13 protein-coding genes are annotated in these 18,396 nt (G+C 66.3%); 4 read left to right on the forward strand and 9 right to left on the reverse strand.

The window, feature by feature from the left end:
* Positions 1-102 precede the first annotated feature (102 nt).
* The 4 genes from QP413_RS05015 to QP413_RS05030 form a co-directional block, all read right to left on the reverse strand.
* Entirely contained in the window at positions 103-2,427 is a 2,325-nt protein-coding gene (locus tag QP413_RS05015) for an Ig-like domain-containing protein (protein ID WP_284780917.1), read from the reverse strand.
* Between the two features lie 36 nt (positions 2,428-2,463).
* Positions 2,464-4,611 carry an Ig-like domain-containing protein gene (locus QP413_RS05020; RefSeq protein ID WP_284780918.1) on the reverse strand — a complete coding sequence of 716 codons (2,148 nt, stop codon included), beginning with the start codon at positions 4,609-4,611 and terminating at the stop codon, positions 2,464-2,466.
* Between the two features lie 530 nt (positions 4,612-5,141).
* On the reverse strand, positions 5,142-6,917 hold the full coding sequence (locus QP413_RS05025) for a long-chain-fatty-acid--CoA ligase (protein WP_284780919.1): 1,776 nt from the start codon (positions 6,915-6,917) through the stop codon (positions 5,142-5,144).
* A 103-nt stretch (positions 6,918-7,020) separates the two neighbouring features.
* Positions 7,021-7,866 carry a DMT family transporter gene (locus QP413_RS05030; RefSeq protein ID WP_284780968.1) on the reverse strand — a complete coding sequence of 282 codons (846 nt, stop codon included), beginning with the start codon at positions 7,864-7,866 and terminating at the stop codon, positions 7,021-7,023.
* 169 nt (positions 7,867-8,035) lie between these two features.
* On the opposite strand from QP413_RS05030, the gene QP413_RS05035 reads away from it, so the two are divergent.
* Entirely contained in the window at positions 8,036-9,301 is a 1,266-nt protein-coding gene (locus tag QP413_RS05035) for an aspartate kinase (RefSeq protein WP_284780921.1), read from the forward strand.
* Positions 9,302-9,354: 53 nt separating this feature from the next.
* Complete coding sequence (locus QP413_RS05040) at positions 9,355-10,392, forward strand: aspartate-semialdehyde dehydrogenase (RefSeq protein ID WP_284780922.1); 1,038 nt, start codon at positions 9,355-9,357, stop codon at positions 10,390-10,392.
* 126 nt (positions 10,393-10,518) lie between these two features.
* Here QP413_RS05040 and QP413_RS05045 read toward each other — a convergent pair whose 3' ends face one another.
* From QP413_RS05045 to QP413_RS05060, 4 genes are all read right to left on the reverse strand, one after another.
* Positions 10,519-11,952 (reverse strand): ABC transporter permease, encoded by a 1,434-nt coding sequence (locus QP413_RS05045; protein WP_284780924.1) that lies wholly within the window; start codon positions 11,950-11,952, stop codon positions 10,519-10,521.
* A 133-nt stretch (positions 11,953-12,085) separates the two neighbouring features.
* Positions 12,086-13,351, reverse strand: coding sequence for a ferrochelatase (locus tag QP413_RS05050; protein WP_284780926.1), 1,266 nt, complete (start codon positions 13,349-13,351; stop codon positions 12,086-12,088).
* Between the two features lie 3 nt (positions 13,352-13,354).
* Positions 13,355-14,839: a TIGR01777 family oxidoreductase gene (locus tag QP413_RS05055; protein WP_284780927.1), complete on the reverse strand. Its 1,485-nt coding sequence runs from the start codon at positions 14,837-14,839 to the stop codon at positions 13,355-13,357.
* 48 nt (positions 14,840-14,887) lie between these two features.
* Positions 14,888-15,550, reverse strand: a complete 663-nt coding sequence (locus tag QP413_RS05060; RefSeq protein WP_284780929.1) for an RNA polymerase sigma factor — start codon at positions 15,548-15,550, stop codon at positions 14,888-14,890.
* Positions 15,551-15,833: 283 nt separating this feature from the next.
* On the opposite strand from QP413_RS05060, the gene QP413_RS05065 reads away from it, so the two are divergent.
* Both QP413_RS05065 and QP413_RS05070 read left to right on the forward strand, forming a co-directional pair.
* Positions 15,834-17,393 carry a catalase gene (locus QP413_RS05065; protein WP_284780969.1) on the forward strand — a complete coding sequence of 520 codons (1,560 nt, stop codon included), beginning with the start codon at positions 15,834-15,836 and terminating at the stop codon, positions 17,391-17,393.
* Positions 17,394-17,445: 52 nt separating this feature from the next.
* Entirely contained in the window at positions 17,446-17,871 is a 426-nt protein-coding gene (locus QP413_RS05070) for an organic hydroperoxide resistance protein (RefSeq protein ID WP_012361116.1), read from the forward strand.
* A 90-nt stretch (positions 17,872-17,961) separates the two neighbouring features.
* Here QP413_RS05070 and QP413_RS05075 read toward each other — a convergent pair whose 3' ends face one another.
* Positions 17,962-18,393, reverse strand: coding sequence for a Na+/H+ antiporter subunit G (locus QP413_RS05075; RefSeq protein WP_070759225.1), 432 nt, complete (start codon positions 18,391-18,393; stop codon positions 17,962-17,964).
* Positions 18,394-18,396: the final 3 nt, after the last annotated feature.

Consider the following 18,396-nt stretch of genomic DNA (forward strand, 5'->3'; position numbering starts at 1 on the left):
CCAGAAGCAGAGGCAAGCGTTCAGAGGGGATAGGCACCGGTTGCGGCAAGCAAAGCAAAACCCAGGGCGCGGGGTCCGCACCCTGGGTTCACACTAGGCCGCTTAGCGCTGGTTCAGAACGTGCATCACCGCAGCGATCACCGCACTGATCACGCCGATCGCACCGAGCGCAATCAACAGCTTGCGCAGGATAGAACCGTCCGCCGAGCCCATATCGGAGCCGTCCGAACCGCCCTGATTCTGATCGCCGTCGCCACCGTTACCGCCGTTGTCACCACCGTTGCCGTCACCGGCGCCGGGGGTGTCCTCAACCTCGATCTCGTGGGCCTTGACCTCCACGGTGAGCTCCTCGGAGGCGGAAGGCTTCAAAACAGCCGTGACCACGCCCTCGTCATTGACGACCTCCTGGCCGCCGAAGACCGCGCGCACCTGGTGCTCACCGCGGGTCGGGAAGCGGTACTCGAAGCGAGCCTCCCCGGTAGCCGGGTCAATCGGCGCGGTGCCCAGGAACTTCTCGCCGTCGAAGAAGGAGACCGTGGCTCCCTCCGTGATCTTTTCCTCACCCTGGACCGTCACCTTCGCGATGAAAGCCACCGCATCGCCGGTCAGCGGGGTTGCATCCAGGTCCACCGAGACACCCTCGCGGGTCAGCGTAGTCCCGGTCTCCACATCCTTGGCATCCAGAACCTGGAACGTGACGGCCTCTGCCACAGCCTTGCTGAAGATCCGGCCCTCCACTTCGCGCTCCCGAACCTCCGCGGTGATCTTCTGCAGACCAGCCTGATCGAAGACGTGCTCCACGCTCGCGTTGCCCTCAGCGTCGGTCTGCGCGGTGCCCACGCGAATCCCATTGGCGCGGAAGATCACCTCGGCGCCCTCCGGGGAACCCGCGGACACCTCGTAGCGAGCGCTCAGCGTCCGCTTCTCGCCGACCAGGGCCGGTTTGACCGCGCCCAGCTGCAGGGTCGTCTTCGACACCGGCGCGACCTTCAGCTCAAGCGTGTCCTCGGCGCCGGAGACCTCCTGGGTGTCGTTCTCGAAGTTCTCGACGACGGCGCGCAGCTGCAGCGTGGCCGCCTCATCCGGCACGGTGGTCTGCAGTTCCGCCACACCGTTGACGGTCTTCGCGCGGCCGATTTCTTCATCGCCGTTGAAGAACACCACTTCCACGCCGTCCTCGAGGGTGGTGTCAGCGTCCGGGTCCGCTTCCGGATCAGCCAGCTCGGCGCCGACTGCCGCGCGCAGGCTCAGCGGCAGCTTGCCGTCTGCAGGGGCAGTAGCGTCGACCTCGCCCTGGAGGTCAACGGTGGCCTTCAGCGCGGTGCGGGGCTTCGGGTTGACCGTCACTGTCGTGGCCGCCTCCGAGGCTCCGGTGCGCCCCTCAACGCCCAGGTAACGAGCCACAACCTTGTGCTTGACGGACTCGCGGTCCGCCAGCTCGGCGTAGGTGTAGCGCAGCTCCGCGACACCATCGCGAACGTCCACGGTGCGGCGCTGACCGTCGCCCAGGTCGAATTCGACCTTGCCCTCGGTGATGGGCTGACCATCCGTGCCCTTGACGAGGGCCTTCAGGGTGACCTCCCCTTCGCCGCTGGTGACCTCAAGGTCGGTGGAGGTCTCGTCGAACTCGGTCTGGGTATCGCGCAGGGCCACCGTGGTGCTGGTGAGGGTCTTACCGGCGGCATCCGCGGTGCAGTAGACCGCATCGGCAACGTTTGCCTTGGCGAGCATGGAGAGGGTGTTGTCCCGGTTCTCCTTGCCGGCGGGGCCCGCGCCGGTCCCGGCTGCACGCAGGCCCGTCACGATTTTTGAGCCGACCGTGGTGGGGGCGGTGACATCAAAGGCGATGCGTGGCAGGCGGAAGGACTTGTTCCTGTCCACCGCCAGGCCCGCGCGAGGAACACTCCAGAAGATGGCGTTGTACCATTGGTCGTTCTCGTCTCCGCCATTATTCACCGAGTGAGCGCCGTCCCAGATGCGGGCGAAAGCGCCATTGGCATTCGGCTTGCCCGAGGCATCAACGCGCTGCACCACGGCCGCCGGGTTCGCGTTCAGCCCAGATGCGCCCCCATCGAGGCGCAGGTTGCTGATCTTCACCCCCTGCGGCAGCGCGATGTCGTATTTCATCCGCCCCGTGTCCTTGTCACCGGTGCTCATCCCGCCCGGCTGGACCTTGACGGTGAAGGTCTGGCCCGGGAGCACGGTCTCCGGGTACTCGACGGCGACATTATCCGGTGAAAGCGTCAGCAGGGATCCATTGGACCTAATCCCCTTGTCCTCAACGCACTGGTGGTTGACCCGCACCGACTTTTTGACCGGCGCGGCAGCACTCATGGGGGCAGCGGAAAGCAGCGTGAAACTCAGGGATAGGGAGGTGATGGCGCCCAGGGCGAGGCGGCCCGAGCGACGAGAAGGCAACAGAGTCATAGAAAAGTCCTTGCAGGAGTAGGAGTGGGGGAGGGCTTAGTCACGGGATGCGCTAGAGCTGCCGGAGGAGGAACCCCCACCGGAGAACAGCGAGGTCAGCCACTCCCACAGCATGCGGAAGAAGTCGATCAGCGGGGCGAAGGGGTTGGTAGCCGAGGAGCTGGAGCCACCCGGTGTCACCTGGTTGTCATTGCCATCGCCGGGGTTCTGGTTGTTCCCGTCGCCCGGCGTGCCGGTATCGCCTGCCACGGTCACGGTTTTTGCCGTGCGGGAGACCTCCTCGCCGGAGGCATTGTGGAAGACCGCAGTGAGCTCTTGCGCGCCGGCGCGGTTCCACAGCACGTCGAACTCCGCGATTCCCTCGACAACCGGGATGCGGGCAGTCTCGCCGTCCTTGGTGACCGGCTTGCCGTCGATGAGGATTTCCAGGAAACCCGTCACGCTGCGCTGGCTACCGACCTCTGGGGTGAGGGTCGCGGTGTAGCTCGTGCTCTGGCCCTTCTCTGCGGCAGCCGGCCCATTGAGGGCGATCTCGACGTCGCTCGCTGCCGGGGCAGCCACGGTGATGGTCGTGGTGGTCGCCGCGCGCTTCGCGTCTGCCGGATTAGCAGGGGTGAAGGTGATAGGGACCTCGAATTCCCCTTCACGTGGGAACACCAGCGGCAGGGTGGCGGCGCCCGTGTCCTCCTGGACCTCCGCGGAAATGCGGCGCCCGTCGATCACGGCGGTGACGGTGCCTGCAGCCGCCGGGGTCACGGTCACGGTGGTCGGGGCCTCGACCAGAGGCTCGACGCTCTGCGGAGCGTCCACCTTGATCTCGGTCGCAGAAGCGCCCTTCACCTGCACGGTCAGCACATCCTCGGCGGGGGTTTGGGTGTCATCCGCCGGGATGAACTTGGCCTCCACCGGGAAATCGCCTTCACGGTCTGGGGTGAACTCCACGCTCGTGGCGTGGCCTTCCAGCGTGCGGGTGATCCGCTCGCCGTCGATCAAGAACTCCACGATGCCCTCTGCCCGCTCAGTGTTCTCGGCAGGGGTGACGGTGGCGCTAATGTTGACCGGCTGACCGGGGCGAACTGGGCCGGTCTGATCCGCGTTCAGCTCGATCGTCGTGCCGGTGACCGCATCGATCGTGATCGGAGCGCTGGCCGTGCCCGCTGCGAATGCGCTGCGTGGCGCTGGGGTGAACTCCGCGGTGATCTCCTGCTGGCCTGGGTTCGGGCCGGTGGGCAGCTCAGCGGTGGCGACACCATCGTTGACCCTCGCCGTCACCGTCGAATCACCAAGGCGGAATCGGACGGTGCCCTCAGCGCCCTGCGCCACGGTGGCCTTGACCGCCACGCGCGAACGCGCCGGGGCATTCTCGGGAACGTCGACGTTCAGGGCAGCATCCTGGCCTGCGACCGTCACCGTGGTAGTGGCGGTGGCTGGCTTGAACTCGCCGGAATTCTTCGGCTGGAAGCTGGCCGTGACCTCGTGCTCGCCCGTGATGGGGAACGTCAGATCGGCGGTGGCTACGCCATCAACCACTGGGGCGCTGGCCTTCAGGGAACCGGAGGCGAACTCCACGGTGCCTTCGGCCGCAGGCTCGAGGCGAGCGCTCAGGGTTGCGGGCTGACCGGCGACCGGAGTGCCGGTCGCCTCGAGGTTTAGGGCCACCTCGGAAGCGTCCTCAACGGTGACACTCGCCAGCTTGGCGGCCCGGGTGTCCAGTGGAGCGTTGGCGCTGGTGCGGGGCGAGCACTGCACCGGGGCCCAGATATTGGTATTGCCAACAAAGGGAATGGAAGCCGAGACCTTGCCCAGCATCGTGAGGAAGTTCTCGTCCCGGGCGAAGGCGCCCGCCTCTCCCTGGGTGCGCACGCCCAGCGCCTTCTCCCCGGCGGTCTTCGCCTTGAGGCGCAGCGTGATCTCCGGGAAGCGCAGGTCAATCTTGGAACCACTCAGCGTGTACTTGATCCCGCCCTCGCGGTCGCGGGAAGAATTCGGGCCATTACCGATGGTGGCGTTATTGGAGCTGGTTACCCGGAGGAACTCGCCAGTAGAGCTAGGGTTGCCGGCCGCATCCACCTGGAGGACCTTCATGCCCTTCAGGTTGGACTTCGATTCGTCAATCTCTGCACCGAGGAACTCCACGCCTGCCGGCAGAGCCATGTCCAGCTTCAGGCGGCTAGCGCTTTCCATTTTTGCCCTCAATGGCAGCGAAGGCAGTTCGACCTCCACGGGGTCAATGGAGAAGCCAGCGCGGAACTCCTCGCCAATACGAACGCTCTTCGGTGCATCGATATTGACGGTGACGTTATCCGTGCTGAATTCCTGTGGCCCTGCGAATTTGTTGGGGGTCGCTTAACAGCTCAGGGACATGGACGCGGACGTAGTCTCCGCGAGGGAAGCCTGGGGAATGAACAACATACCGCCGCCCAGCAGTGCCAGCGTCGCGGTGGTGGAGATGACCTTCTTCATCCCACTCCTTTTTAAGTTAGTGAAAGTGAGTAGACCTCCGGCGGGCGCCGAAAGATTAGGAGGTAGTTAAGCAGGGCTAAGTAAGTTCTGTCAATTGCACTTGAAACCCAAAGATGGAGGTCAGGCGCGCTGTTCGCGCGCCCATTCCGCTGCGCCGGGGAGAATCGCCCAGCGTCCACCCCGTTTTCAGGATGCACGGCACACCAGCGCCGCGCCCGGCCTACCCCCCCGCTTGACCGGCCGCGTCCGAACTAGCGGCGCTCCAGCTCCTCCAGGATCGCGCGCATCTCCGTGCGGCGAACCTTACCCATCTGGTCTGCCGGCAGCGTTGCCACGTGGAAGAATTCCCGCGGCACTTTATAACCCGTCAGCACCTTCTTGCAGTGCTGGCGCAGCGAATCGTGCAGCTTCTCGCCCACGCGGCGCGGCTCGTGCTCCTCGCCCTCCGTTGCCTCCGCCAGCGTCACCGCAGCGACCACGCGTTCGGAGCCGTCCTCCTTCGCCAGTCCCACCACGGCGGCCTCCTTGACCTCCGGGTGCTCCAGCAGCGCTTCCTCCACCTCGGCGGGGTACACATTGAAGCCGCCGGTCACGATCATCTCCTTCAGGCGGGAGACGATCTTCACGAAGCCATCGGCCTCCATTACGGCCATATCGCCCGTGCGGAACCAACCATCGGCAAAGATCTTCTCGTTGAGCTGCTCCTGGTGCAGGTAGCCGCCGAAAACCTGCGGGCCACGCACCACCAGCTCGCCCTCCTCGCCGTAGTCCAGCACCTTCGTGGGGTCGTCCTGATCCACCACGCGGGCCTCCGTATCCGGGAACGGAACACCGACGTAGCCCGGGCGGCGGTCCGCGCTCATCGGATTACCCAGCACGATCGGCGAGGTCTCGGTCAGCCCATAGCCCTCCACGAGGCGGCCATTGGTGAGCTTCTCCCAGTTCTCCACCGTGGCCACCGGCAGCGCCGAGGCGCCCGAGAAAGAGTTCCGCATCGTGGACAGGTCGAGGTCCTTCTCCTCCGCCAGCTTCACGATCGCCTGGTACAGGGCCGGCACTCCCGGCACCCAGGTCGGCTTCTTCTTCTTAATCACCTGCTGCAAAAGGGCCGGTTCCGGGGCCGGGAGCAGCAGCAACTCCCCGCCGATCAGCGGCGCCAGCGCACCGTTCATCGTCATGCCATAAGCGTGGAACATCGGCAGCGCAGCCAGCATCCGCTCCGGATCAGCCTGCTCGCCCAGGCCCGGCACCCACGCCTTGCCCTGGATCAGGTTCGCGCAGATATTCCGGTGGCTCAGCACCGCACCCTTCGGCGAACCGGTCGTGCCCGAGGTGTACAGAATCAGCGCCGGGCACTTCGGCCGCACTGTCGGCAGGGCGTCCTGAATCGCGCGGCGCCCCAACCCCGGTGCCATCGCGTCGACGGCGGCGTCCCAGTCCTCAAACTGAGTCGGCCCACCCGTCAGCTTCGCCTTCGCCTTGCGCAGCGCCGGCACCGGCAGGGAGAGCGCGACCCGCTGCAGCAGCGGCATCGACTTCGTGATGTTCACGGTGAACACCTTCTCCAGCGGGGTGGTATCCACCAGGTGCTGCGCAATATCGGCCGTGTTATCCCAGAACACCGCAACCTTCGCGCCGTGATCTGCGAACGGACCCTCCAGCTCGTGCGCCGTGTACAGCGGGTTGTGATACACCGCCGTGGCCCCCAGGGAGACGATGGCGTAGAACGCAACCAGGTTCGCCGGGCAGTTCGGGAGGACGACGGCCACCCGGTCGCCCCGCTTCACGCCGTTTTCCTTCAGGACGGCCGCGGCCTTATCCACCAGCTCACCGAACTCGCTGTAGGTGATCTGCGTGCCCAGGAACCACATCGCATCCCGCTTGCCATACTTACGCACCGCGTCGCGGAAGATGCTGACCAGGGTGGTCTCCCCGTAGTCCAGGGTCGGGGCGGTCCCTTCCGTATAGAACTTCAGCCACGGCTTGGCCTGGTCAGAAGAGCTGTTCTGGGACGGTGCAGTGCTCACGGTGGGGTTCCTCCGGACAATTGAGAGCAGTAGTTGGGGGTTGTGAATCAAGCCCGACTCACGATGATATGTCAGCCACCCCGGCCCGCGTGGCTAGTTCCGGCTAGTCAGTGATCGTCTTCCGGGAGAGCACCACCGTGGAGACGATCATGATCACCAGCGCGGCGGCCATGTAGGTCCACTCGTAGCCGGAGACGTCGAACTTCTCGCCCAGGATCGTGTACCCCAGAGCGAAAGCGAAGATCGGCTCCACCACCGTCATCGCCGGCAGGGAATTCTTCAACGGGCCCGCGTTGAAGGAGGCCTGCTGCACGGCCGTGCCGATCACAGCCAAGCCAATCAGCCCCCACAGCTCCCAACTGATCAGCAGATCCAGCATCCCGGAGCGGGCGAAAATATCCGTCACAGCCTTGGACAGCACCGCGACATAACCCATGATCCCGCCGGTGATCGAGCCCAAAATCAGCGCCCGATTCGAGCTCCGCAACCGCAGCGAAGCCAGATACATCACCACGAAAATCACCACGCCGATGCCCAGCGCCGTCAACCACCGCGGTAGGGAAGGCTGCGCCACCCCAGCCTGCGGGCGGCCCAAGACCACGATCACCGCCACCGCGACCGTGAGCAACGCCGCCCACGCCGTCTCCGACTTTGAAATCCGGCGACCAGAGAGCTTCGCCGAAAGCGGCAAGGTGAACATCAAGGAGAGCACCAGAATCGGCTGCACAACCAACAAGGTGCCGAATCCCAACGCCACGATCTGGAAGGCATAGCCCAAAAAGGACAGCCCAAGCCCGGCCCACCACCGCACACGGGTGATCGCCGCGACCACAGAAGAGGTATCCGTCCCACCGGAATCCTCGGCGACCCGGTGCCGAACCACCGTGCCCCACGCGATCGTGAGCGCGGAGGCGAGGCCGAAGAGGATCGCCAGTGCGTTGCTATGCATCATCGGCCTCCACCCTAAACCAACAAGCGGTTGCCCCCGGCCAACGCCCTCCTATAGGGGAGCACTAGCCCCTCCTGTAATCTGTGTAACACGGAAAACACCCCACAACGGCAATAAGAAAAACCACCCCAATCAACTCCGAGCATCCGGGAAGGCGGGCCAAAACTACATGGCACTCATCGTGCAAAAATACGGCGGCTCCTCGCTGGAATCAGCAGAGCGCATCCGCAGCGTGGCGGAACGGATCGTGGACACTAAAAAGCAGGGCAACGACGTGGTCGTCGTCTGCTCCGCCATGGGTGACACCACCGATGAACTCCTGGACCTCGCCGAGCAGGTCAACCCCGTGCCACCGGCCCGCGAGATGGACATGCTCCTCACCGCCGGTGAGCGCGTCTCCAACGCCCTCGTGGCCATGGCAATCGCATCCCTCGGCGCCGACGCGCAGAGCTTCACCGGCTCCCAGGCCGGCGTGATCACCACCGAGCGCCACGGCAACGCACGCATCGTCGAGGTCACCCCAGGCCGCGTCCGCGAGGCGCTCGACGAGGGCAAGATCTGCATCGTCGCAGGCTTCCAGGGCGTGAACCGCGAGACGAAGGACATCACCACCCTCGGCCGCGGTGGTTCGGACGCCACCGCCGTCGCCCTCGCGGCAGCCCTGAACGCAGACGTCTGCGAGATCTACTCCGACGTCGACGGAGTGTACACCGCCGACCCACGCATCGTCAGCGATGCAAAGAAGCTAGATAACATCAGCTTCGAGGAGATGCTGGAGATGGCCGCCGTCGGCGCCAAGGTCCTCATGCTCCGCTCCGTGGAGTACGCCCGGGCCTTCGACGTCCCCCTGCGTGTGCGCTCCTCATACAGCAACGACAATGGCACCCTAGTTTCCGGATCGATGGAGGATATTCCAGTGGAAGAAGCAGTACTCACGGGCGTTGCCCACGACCGCTCCGAGGCGAAGATCACCGTCGTCGGCATCCCAGACGCGCCGGGCGAGGCCGCTCGCATCTTCCGCGCCGTCGCGGACGCCGAGATCAACATCGACATGGTGCTGCAGAACGTCTCCAAGCTGGCCGACAACCGCACCGACATCACCTTCACCTGCCCGCGCGAGGACGGCGCCCGCGCCGTGAAGTTGCTCAAGGGCATGCAGGAGTCCGGCGACTGGCAGAATGTCCTTTACGACGACCAGGTCGGCAAGGTCTCCCTCGTCGGTGCCGGCATGAAGTCCCACCCGGGCGTGACCGCCGACTTCACCGAGGCGCTGCGCGACGCGAACGTCAACATCGAGCTCATCTCTACCTCCGAGATCCGCATCTCCGTGCTGATCCGCGAGCACGACGTCGATAAGGCCGTCACCGCACTGCACGACCGCTTCCAGCTGGGCGGCGATGAAGAGGCCACCGTCTACGCTGGAACCGGCCGCTAAACACTACGCCCAGAAGAATTTCTCTCAAACAATCTTTTAAGGACTGATTCCCCGTGACCACGCTTGCTGTCGTCGGCGCCACCGGCCAGGTCGGCCAGGTGATGCGCGACCTGCTCCAGGAGCGCAACTTCCCTGCCGATCAGGTGCGCTTCTTCGCCTCCTCCCGCTCCGCAGGCAAGGAGCTGGAGTTCGGTGGCAAGAAGATTGTTGTTGAGGACGTCGCCGCCACGCCGACCGAGGAGCTCAAGGGCATCGATATCGCTCTGTTCTCCGCGGGTGGCGCGACCTCCCGGGAGCACGCCCCGCGCTTCGCGGAGGCCGGTGCGACCGTGGTGGATAACTCCTCCGCCTGGCGCAAGGACACCGAGGTCCCGCTCATCGTCTCCGAGGTTAACCCCGGCGATAAGACCGGTGCCGGCAAGGGCATCATCGCGAACCCGAACTGCACCACCATGGCCTGCATGCCGGCACTGGGCGCGCTGCACAAGGAAGCCGAGCTGACCCACCTGCACGTCTCCTCCTACCAGGCGGTCTCCGGCTCCGGGCTGGCTGGCGTGCAGACCCTGATGAACCAGCTGCGCGAGAACCTGGACAAGATGGAGGAGCTCGTTGAGGACGGCTCCGTCTTCAGCGCAGAGGACCTCGGCCCCTACGTGGCGCCGATCGCCTTCAACTCCCTGCCGATGGCCGGCAACCTCGTGGATGACGGCACTGGGGAGACCGACGAGGAGCAGAAGCTGCGCAACGAGTCCCGCCGCATCCTGGGCATCCCGGAGCTGAAGGTCTCCGGCACCTGCGTGCGCGTGCCGGTGTTCACCGGCCACATGATGACCGTGCAGGCCGAGTTCGCCAACGAGCTCACCGCCGAGCGCGCCCGCGAGGTCCTGGAAGCCACCCCGGGTGTGAAGGTCGTGGACGTCCCGACCCCGCTGCAGGCAACCGGCATCGACGACACCCTCGTCGGCCGTATCCGCCAGGACCAGGCGGTCGACGGCAACCGCGGCCTGGTGTTCGTCGTGGCTGGCGATAACCTGCGCAAGGGTGCAGCGCTCAACACCATCCAGATCGCGGAGCTGCTGCTCGATAAGTAGTCCGCTGCCGGCCTCCAATATTGCGGAGCACTGCCCGGCATTACCCGGCGCATAGCGAAAGGGGGCGGCCTAGCATCACGCTAGGCCGCCCCCTTTGTCTTGTCTTCAGGGATACCGTGCCCGGGGTTAGCGATTAGGGGCGTCCCCGCTGACCTGCGCACCGGTCTCCGCGCCAACGGGCTCACCAGCGTTCTCGCCGAAAACCTGCTGAGCCTCATTGGCCTCCTGCTCATCGCGCAGCTGACCCACAGCGATCAGCGCGATGCCCAGCACCGACCAGGCCAGCAGCACCAGCAGCGGCTGCCACAGCGCGGCATCCGGGAAGTACACCAGCAGCTTGTTCAGCCGCGTCGCCGCACCTGGGGCCAGCGCCTCGCCGAGGTTGCCCAGCGCGCCCAGGAACTCGCGCGGCTCGTTCGCCCCAGAGAGCGGGTAAGCCAGCACCGGGATCGCCACGCCGATCCACGCCCCGTAGCTGCCCAGCAGGGCGCCGAGGCCCGCCACCGGAGCGGCGATAGCCAGGATCCCCAGCGTGAAGGAGAGCCACAGGGAGACCAGGTTGCCATCCACATAACCCACCGTCAGCACCGTCACGACAGCCGCGATCAGGCCACCGAGCACCGATCCCGCCAGCAGAGTCAGCACCCGCTGCTGAGTGCCGCGCAGCAGCCCCACCGAAGCAAGCCCCAGCAGCAGACCAGCGAAGACCAGCGGGAGCGTCATCTTCCCCAGCGTCTTGCCCTGCTGCTCCTGCTCGGACATCGGCACCAGGTCCTGGATATCCGGGCCAGCCATCGCGGCCTGCATGACCTCCGGGGAAGGCTGCTTGCCCTCGAGCTGCGCGCGCTGCGCCGGCAGCTGGTTGACCTCCTGGGCGAACTCCGCGATCGCTCGGGAGGGCTCCAGGCCATTCGCGGACGCCAGCAGCGCACGCACCTGACCCGGCTTATCCGAGACCACCAGCGCGCCCTGTACCTCGTTGTTCTTCACCGCGGTGCGCGCGGCGGAGGCGTCCTCGTAGCGCTCCATCTTGAAGGGGATGACGAGCTGGTTCTGCTCCGCGACCTCCTTCATCTGGCTGTCGAGCTCATTGAAGGTCTTCTCCGAGGCCGCGATGCCCACCGGGATGTTCTGCGGTTCGGCATTCTGGGCGGGCCACAGGAAGCTCAGGAAGATCACCGCGATGGCTGCGATCGACATGATCGCCGTGCCGATGGACAGCGCCATCGGTCCCGCGGGCTTCTTCTGTTCCTGTTCCTCACCCGGGACGACGTCATCCGCGGTGCCGTCCGCAGGAACCGCACCGTTCACCGGGGCAGCGCCGTCGGTGACGGTGCCGTTGGCGACAGTGTCGTCAGCAGCGGTGCCCTGCGCGGCGACGTCGCCGGTCGGGACGTCCCCGCGAGCCGCAGCGTTACCGTCGGTCGCTGCGCTGCCCTCGGCTGGAGTGGCGCTGTCGGTTGTCGCGGCGCGGTCAGCGTTCGCGGGCCCGGTCGCGTCCGGGCCCTCAGCCGGGTCGGTGGGGTCTTGGTTATAGGGATTCGCCATCTCGTGCGTCACGACCCTTTCATGACGGTTGGGGAAGGTTGACCTTCCCGATGCTAGCGTCTCCCGCCACCCGGCGAACAGGGAGTAGGCGAACCGTGCTTGCTGCGAGGTCTCCGCGGCCTCGGCGCCATGTGGCGCGGTCGGCTTAGCGTTGGGCCCCGCAGCAACCCGGTGCGCAGGGCGCGCCGTCGCAGGTGCCGCCGAAGTTCGGCACCGTCCCCAGCTTCTTCACCAGCTCTGCAGCAGCACGCTGCGACTCGGTGAACTCAGCGACCGGCAGCTCGTCGTCAGCGACCTCCGCGACCAGGTCCACGATCATGCTGGCGAAGCTGGAATCCAGGCCCGGCGTCGCCGCCCGCACGAAGGGCACCCCGTGCTCCTCCGCGACCTCCCGGACCTCCGTGTCCAGGTCCCACAGGACTTCCACGTGGTCGGTGATGAAGCCCACCGGGCAGAGCACGATCGGGCGCTTATTACCCGCCGCTACGCGCGCCTCGAGGTGATCGCACACATCCGGCTCCAGCCACGGGACGTGTGGTGAGCCGGAGCGGGACTGCCACACCAGCTCCACGTCATAGGGGGTGCCCACGCCCAGGTCGACGCCCGCGGTCTCGCCCGTGTGGGCCGGGCCGTCGCCGCGGCCGCCCACCGGCTTGCCCGCCGCCAGCTGGCCCGTCCACCCCAGGGACGCGCCCGAACCAGGCTGGCCCGCGAAGCTCGAGGTCTCCTGGATCAGGCGGGATGCATTGAGCACCTGCTCCGAGTACAGGTTGCCCCCGAAGCTGTGTGGGCCGCCGGTATCGTCCGCCTTATTGGGCACGGAGTGCGCGGTAAACACCAGGTCGGCGTCGTCCTGGACGGAAGCGGGAAGCTCCGCGCGCGCCGCGTCAACCGCAGCGGCGAAGGCAGAAACGAACGCCGGGTGATCGTGGAAGTGCGGCAGGCGCTGCACCTTAGGCGCTTCCAGCCCGGCCTCGCGCACCGCGTCCAGGGCGCGGCGGATGTCCTCGTTGTACTGCCCACAACCCGAGTAGCCGCCCCAGGCGCTGGTGACGAATACGTACACCGTGTCGAAGCCCTCGCGGGCCAGCTGAACCATCGTGTCCTCGACATACGGTTCCCAGTTGCGGTTGCTGAAGTACACGGGCAGGTCCACGCCACGGGTGGCCAGCTCGGCCTCAATATTCGCGATGATCTGCTTATTCTGGTCATTGATGGGGGAGCGCCCGCCCAGGGCGTAATAGTGCTCCCCGACCTTCTCCAGCCGTTCGCGGGGGATGCCCCGGCCGCGGGTCACGTTCTCCAGGAACGGGATCACATCCTCCGACTTCTCGGGCCCGCCGAAGGAAAGGAACAGCAGAGCCGACCGGCCAGCCGGTGCGGCAGCGAAAGCAGAATCCGTAGCGCTCATAACCTATGACTGTAGTGCGCGCGCCGGGTTCTTCCCCAACTCGTGGCGCAGCGCGTCGGCGAGCTCCGGGGCGCGGAAGTCGTGCCCCATATCGGTCAGCACGGCGGGGCGGACGTTCTGGTCCGCCAGTGCCAGCTCCGCGGCACCATCCTCGCCCAGCAGCAGCCGGGGCCCGGCCGCCGGGACCGGCACCTGCAACTTGCCTCGCAGGCCCCGCGGGAGCAGCGGGTTTCCGCCCACCTCCGCCAGCGTGGCCATGAACTCCCGGTTGCGCACGATCCCCGGCGCCACCGCATTGACCGGGCCGTGCAGCATCGGGTCGGTCAGCGCCCGGTGGTAGATATCCACGAGGTCATTCATCGCGATCCACGGGAAGAACTGCCGCCCGCTGCCGAGTGCCCCGCCGCCCAGCTTGGCCTGCGCGGTCAGCAGATCCAGCAGCGCGGTGCCCGCGGCCATCACCAGCCCGGTACGCACCTGCACGACACGCAGCCCGGCGGCCACCGCGGGTTCCGTCGCGGCCTCCCAGTCCCGGACGATCCGCCCCAGCGTCGAGGACTCATCCGCCGGGGCGGTTTCATCGACCGGCTCCGGGGCATCGGCCCCGTAGAAACCCACCGCCGACGCGGACACGAAGGTATGCACCCGATCCGTGCGGGCCGCCAGCTCCGCGAGCTTCCGTGTCGGCTCGATCCGCGAACCCGCGACCGTCGCCAGGTGCTCTTCCGTAAACCTGCCCGCGATCGAGCTGCCAGCCAGATGCACTACCGCATCCACATCGGCCAGCAGGTCCTCGGCCGGGTGCTCCGGATTCCAGCGCCGGTAATGCACCGCCGCCCCACCGGGGCGCGCATTCGCCTCATCGATCAGCGGCCGCGGGTTCCGGCTCAGCCGGATCACCCGGTGCCCCGCCAACTGCAGCAACGCGCACAGCTGCGTGCCCACCGCGCCCGTCGCTCCGGTCACCGCGATCGTCATCTCGCCGGTGGACTCCCCGGCCCAGCCCCGGGCCTGCTGCAGGTGCTTCAGATCCCCCGCCAGCTGCGCTTGCCGGTAGCCGAAAACCCCCTTGAGCAGCTGATCTGCCAGAAAACTCGGCGCGTTCGTGGTGATCCGATCACGCAAGATTGTTCCGCCGCCGGCAGGGGCGTCCTGAAAAGAATGGACATGCCTCCAACCGAACGCCGAACCGACCCCAGGAGTCGCGCAGACGTCCGAAAACTGCGCCGGGGAGTCCACGTGCGCCGGTCGCCCACCGCTGGCCGCGACGAGCGGGCGGTAGAACCCCGGGTCGTGCTTGCCCTCCCACACCACGCCGCCGGGGAAACGCATGCGAGTCAGCCCGCTTTTCAGATTCCCGGCCTCCTGCAGCAGCCGCACACGCGTGAAACCAGGCGTCAGGCGGGTGACGATCCCCGGCGTCGCGTGCACGCCCCACACCTGGTCAATGGGGTGATCTAGGGTCTGCTCGAAGACTGTCTCGCTCATGCCCCCCAGGGTACGCGCGCTAAATTTTTAGGACGTCAGGCTCGGGCGCTACGCCTGCCACAACCGCCGCCCCAGGCGGGTGGTCCCGGTGGCCTCGGCCTGCTGGCGCTCCTGGCGGGCCTGCTGCGCCTGCTGCATATCGACCAGGTCGGCCCGCGCCCGAGCGACACGGGAGCGAATGGTGCCCGTGCGCACGTTCGCGATCTTCGCGGCCTCCGCGTAGGTGTAGCCCAGCATCTGGGTGAGGATCAGCGCCTCCCTGCGGTCCGGTTCCAGGGAGTTGAGCATGTCCTGGGTGTCCAGCCACTCCGCCCAGCTGGAGCCACCCGTGGTCTCGGCCGCGGGGGTGTCGCCGGCGGCGTCCTCCCACTCGGCGGCGGACTTGCGGGGGCGGGCCATGTCGTGGCGGATGCTGTCCACCCACACGCGCCGGGCCAGGGAAAGGATCCAGGTGCGGGCCGTGGAGCGGGCAGCGAAGCGGGGGAGTGCGGAGAGGACCCGCAGGTAGGTCTCCTGGGTGAGGTCATCCGCCTGGTCCGGGTTCGCCAGGTGTGCGAGCAGTCGCCAGACGTCGTCGTGGGTGGCGGCGATGAACTCGTTGAGCGCTGCCTTATCTCCCCGGGCGGCACGCAGCGCGAGGTCGGTGACGTGTGCGTCGACCTCGGCGGTGTGGCCGTGACAGCCAGCGGGGGAGGGAGGGAAGTTGCTCATGTTAAAGACCAGCTTAGCAGTGGCCTGCGGTTTTCACTCTCCCCTGCGAGCCGGGATGTGGACGTGGCGCTCGTTGGCGCATCGATAGGTAGGGGCGATGGTTGCGCCTCAATTTAATTGTGTAGCCTATTTAGTAGACATTGATTGATAGGCAAAGGCTGTGGCGGCGTGTTCGCCACTGTGGCAGCCTGGAAGAAGGAAGCCACATTCCCTAAGGAGGATCACCGTGACTGATCAGAAGAACACCGGCAACCTGACCGCCAAGGACATCGCATCCCGGGGCATGTGCCCCGTCACCGGTCATGCCACCCGAAACAACGGTGCCCCCATCACCACCCAGGAGCACTCCGCCACCGTCGGGGACCAGGGGCCGATCGCGCTGCACGACGTCTCGCTGGTGGAGAAGCACCAGTCCTTCAACCGCGAGCGCATCCCGGAGCGCAACGTCCACGCCAAGGGCTCCGGCGCGTTCGGTGAACTGACCATCACCGAGGACGTCTCCCAGTACACGAAGGCAGACCTCTTCCAGAAGGGGCGCGTCACCCCGATGCTCGCCCGCTTCTCCACGGTCGCCGGCGAGCTCGGCTTCCCGGACACCGTGCGCGACGTGCGTGGCTTCAGCCTGAAGTTCTACACCCAGGAGGGCAACTACGACATCGTGGGCAACAACACCCCGGTGTTCTTCCTCCGCGACGGCGTGAAATTCCCGGACTTCATCCGCTCCCAGAAGCGCCTGAACAACGGCCTGCGTTCTGCGGACATGCAGTGGGACTTCTGGACCCGCTCCCCAGAATCCGCCCACCAGGTCACCTACCTCATGGGCGACCGCGGCATCCCGGCCACCTTCCGCCACATGGACGGCTTCGGCTCCCACACCTACCAGTGGATCAACGCCTCCGGTGAGCGATTCTGGGTGAAGTACCACTTCAAGACCCGCCAGGGCTGGAAGACCCTCACCGACGAAGAAGCCAACCAGATCGTCGGTTCCGGCGACTTCGACCACAACCGCCAGGACCTCTTCGACGCCATCGAGCGCGGCGACTACCCGACCTGGGACGTCAAGGTGCAGATCATGCCCTTCGAGGAGGCCAAGGACTACCGCTGGAACCCCTTCGACCTGACCAAGACCTGGTCGCAGAAGGACTACCCGCTGATCGACGTCGGCCACTTCACGCTGAACCAGAACCCGGAGAACCACTTCGCACAGATCGAGCAGGCCGCTTTCGCGCCGTCGAACATCGTGCCGGGCGTGGGCTTCTCCCCGGACAAGATGCTGCTCGCCCGCGTCTTCGCCTACCAGGACGTCCAGCGCTACCGCCTCGGCGCGAACAACGCCCAGCTGCCGGTCAACCGCCCGATCCGCAAGGACCTGAACCGGTACAACACCAAGGACGGCGCGATGGCCTATGAGTTCCCGCCACGCGACACCCCGGTGTACTCCCCGAACCGCTTCGAGCGCGGCGAGGGAACCCAGGACACCTCCGACGGCTCGGGCGTGGTCCAGAAGGGTATTGCCGCCGGCGAGTCCCAGTACGGCTTCGGCCGCGGCGCCGAGTCCGGCACCGGCCTGGCTGATGAGCTCGGCCTGTTCGACGAGAACTACGGCGGCGACCTGACCTTCGGCGCATACCACCGCCACGAAGAGGACGACGACTTCGCACAGGCCGGCCAGCTCGTCCGCGAGGTCATGGACGACGAGCAGCGCGAGCGCCTGGCCAAGAACATCGCGGGCGCGATGGCTGGTGTCTCCGAGCAGGTGGAACAGCAGTGCTACACCTACTGGGGCCACGTGGACGAGGAGCTGGCTGCTCGCGTGAAGGAACTCTTCACCGCCAGCAAGTAAGTACACTCGGGCAGCAGAGCAAGGTTTTAAGCAACCAGCGAAGGAGTTTTCGATGAGCAAGGCGCTGTACAACGCGAAGGCACTGTCCACCGGCGGCGGCCGCGACGGCCACGTCGCTACCTCGGACCGCCAGATCGACCTGGACGTCCGCCCGCCGAAGGAGCTCGGTGGCTCCGGTGAGGGCACCAACCCGGAGCAGCTCGTCGCTGCTGGCTGGGCGGCCTGCTTCAACGGTGCGCTGCAGAAGCAGATGAAGGACAACGGCGTGGATCTTTCCAAGGCTCCCGAGGTTCTGGTGGAGTGCACCCTGAACTCCGTCGATGAGGGTTTCCGCATCACCTCCCGCATCGAGGCCACCCTCTTCGGTGTGGAGCAGGCGCAGGCCGATGAGCTCGTGCAGGCGGCCCACGCCTTCTGCCCGTACTCCAAGGCAATGCGCGGCGACACCGACGTGGAGGTCGTCGCCAAGGTCGCCTAAGCCGCTGACTAACTAGCGCACAGCGAAAGGCCGCCCGGAGGACATCCTCTGGGCGGCCTTCGCGCTATCTGGGGGAGGGGAGCAGCGGCGCTACTTCGCGTCTGGCTGGCGGGTACCACCGGACAGCGGCACCGTGTGATCCCAGTGGGTGGCGTGCAGCGCGCGCCCCATGAAGAAGGAACCCACCGAGCTGATCACCAGGAAGGCCGTGATCGCGACGCAGGCACGGATCAGATAGCCCAACACGAATCCCTCGGTGGCGAAGTGGAAGACCAGGTTCGCGCAGATCAGCAGCGGAATACCCACGCCCATTGCGGGGCCGGTCATGTTCAGCTGGCTCAGCGCATCTGGAGCCAGGTACATCGCGCGGGCGGATACCAGCACGAACACCGATCCGGTGATCGCCAGGATGCCGATCAGCACGACCGCGAACCAGCTCGGCTCCTGGTACTCAACCTGCTCGGATGCAGCCAACAGCAGCTCGTTCGTAGACGCAGCGGTAGCAGCGGTAGAAACAGCCATGGT

The sequence above is a fragment of the Corynebacterium sp. UMB4614 genome, assembly GCF_030217065.1.
Lineage (GTDB): Bacteria > Actinomycetota > Actinomycetes > Mycobacteriales > Mycobacteriaceae > Corynebacterium.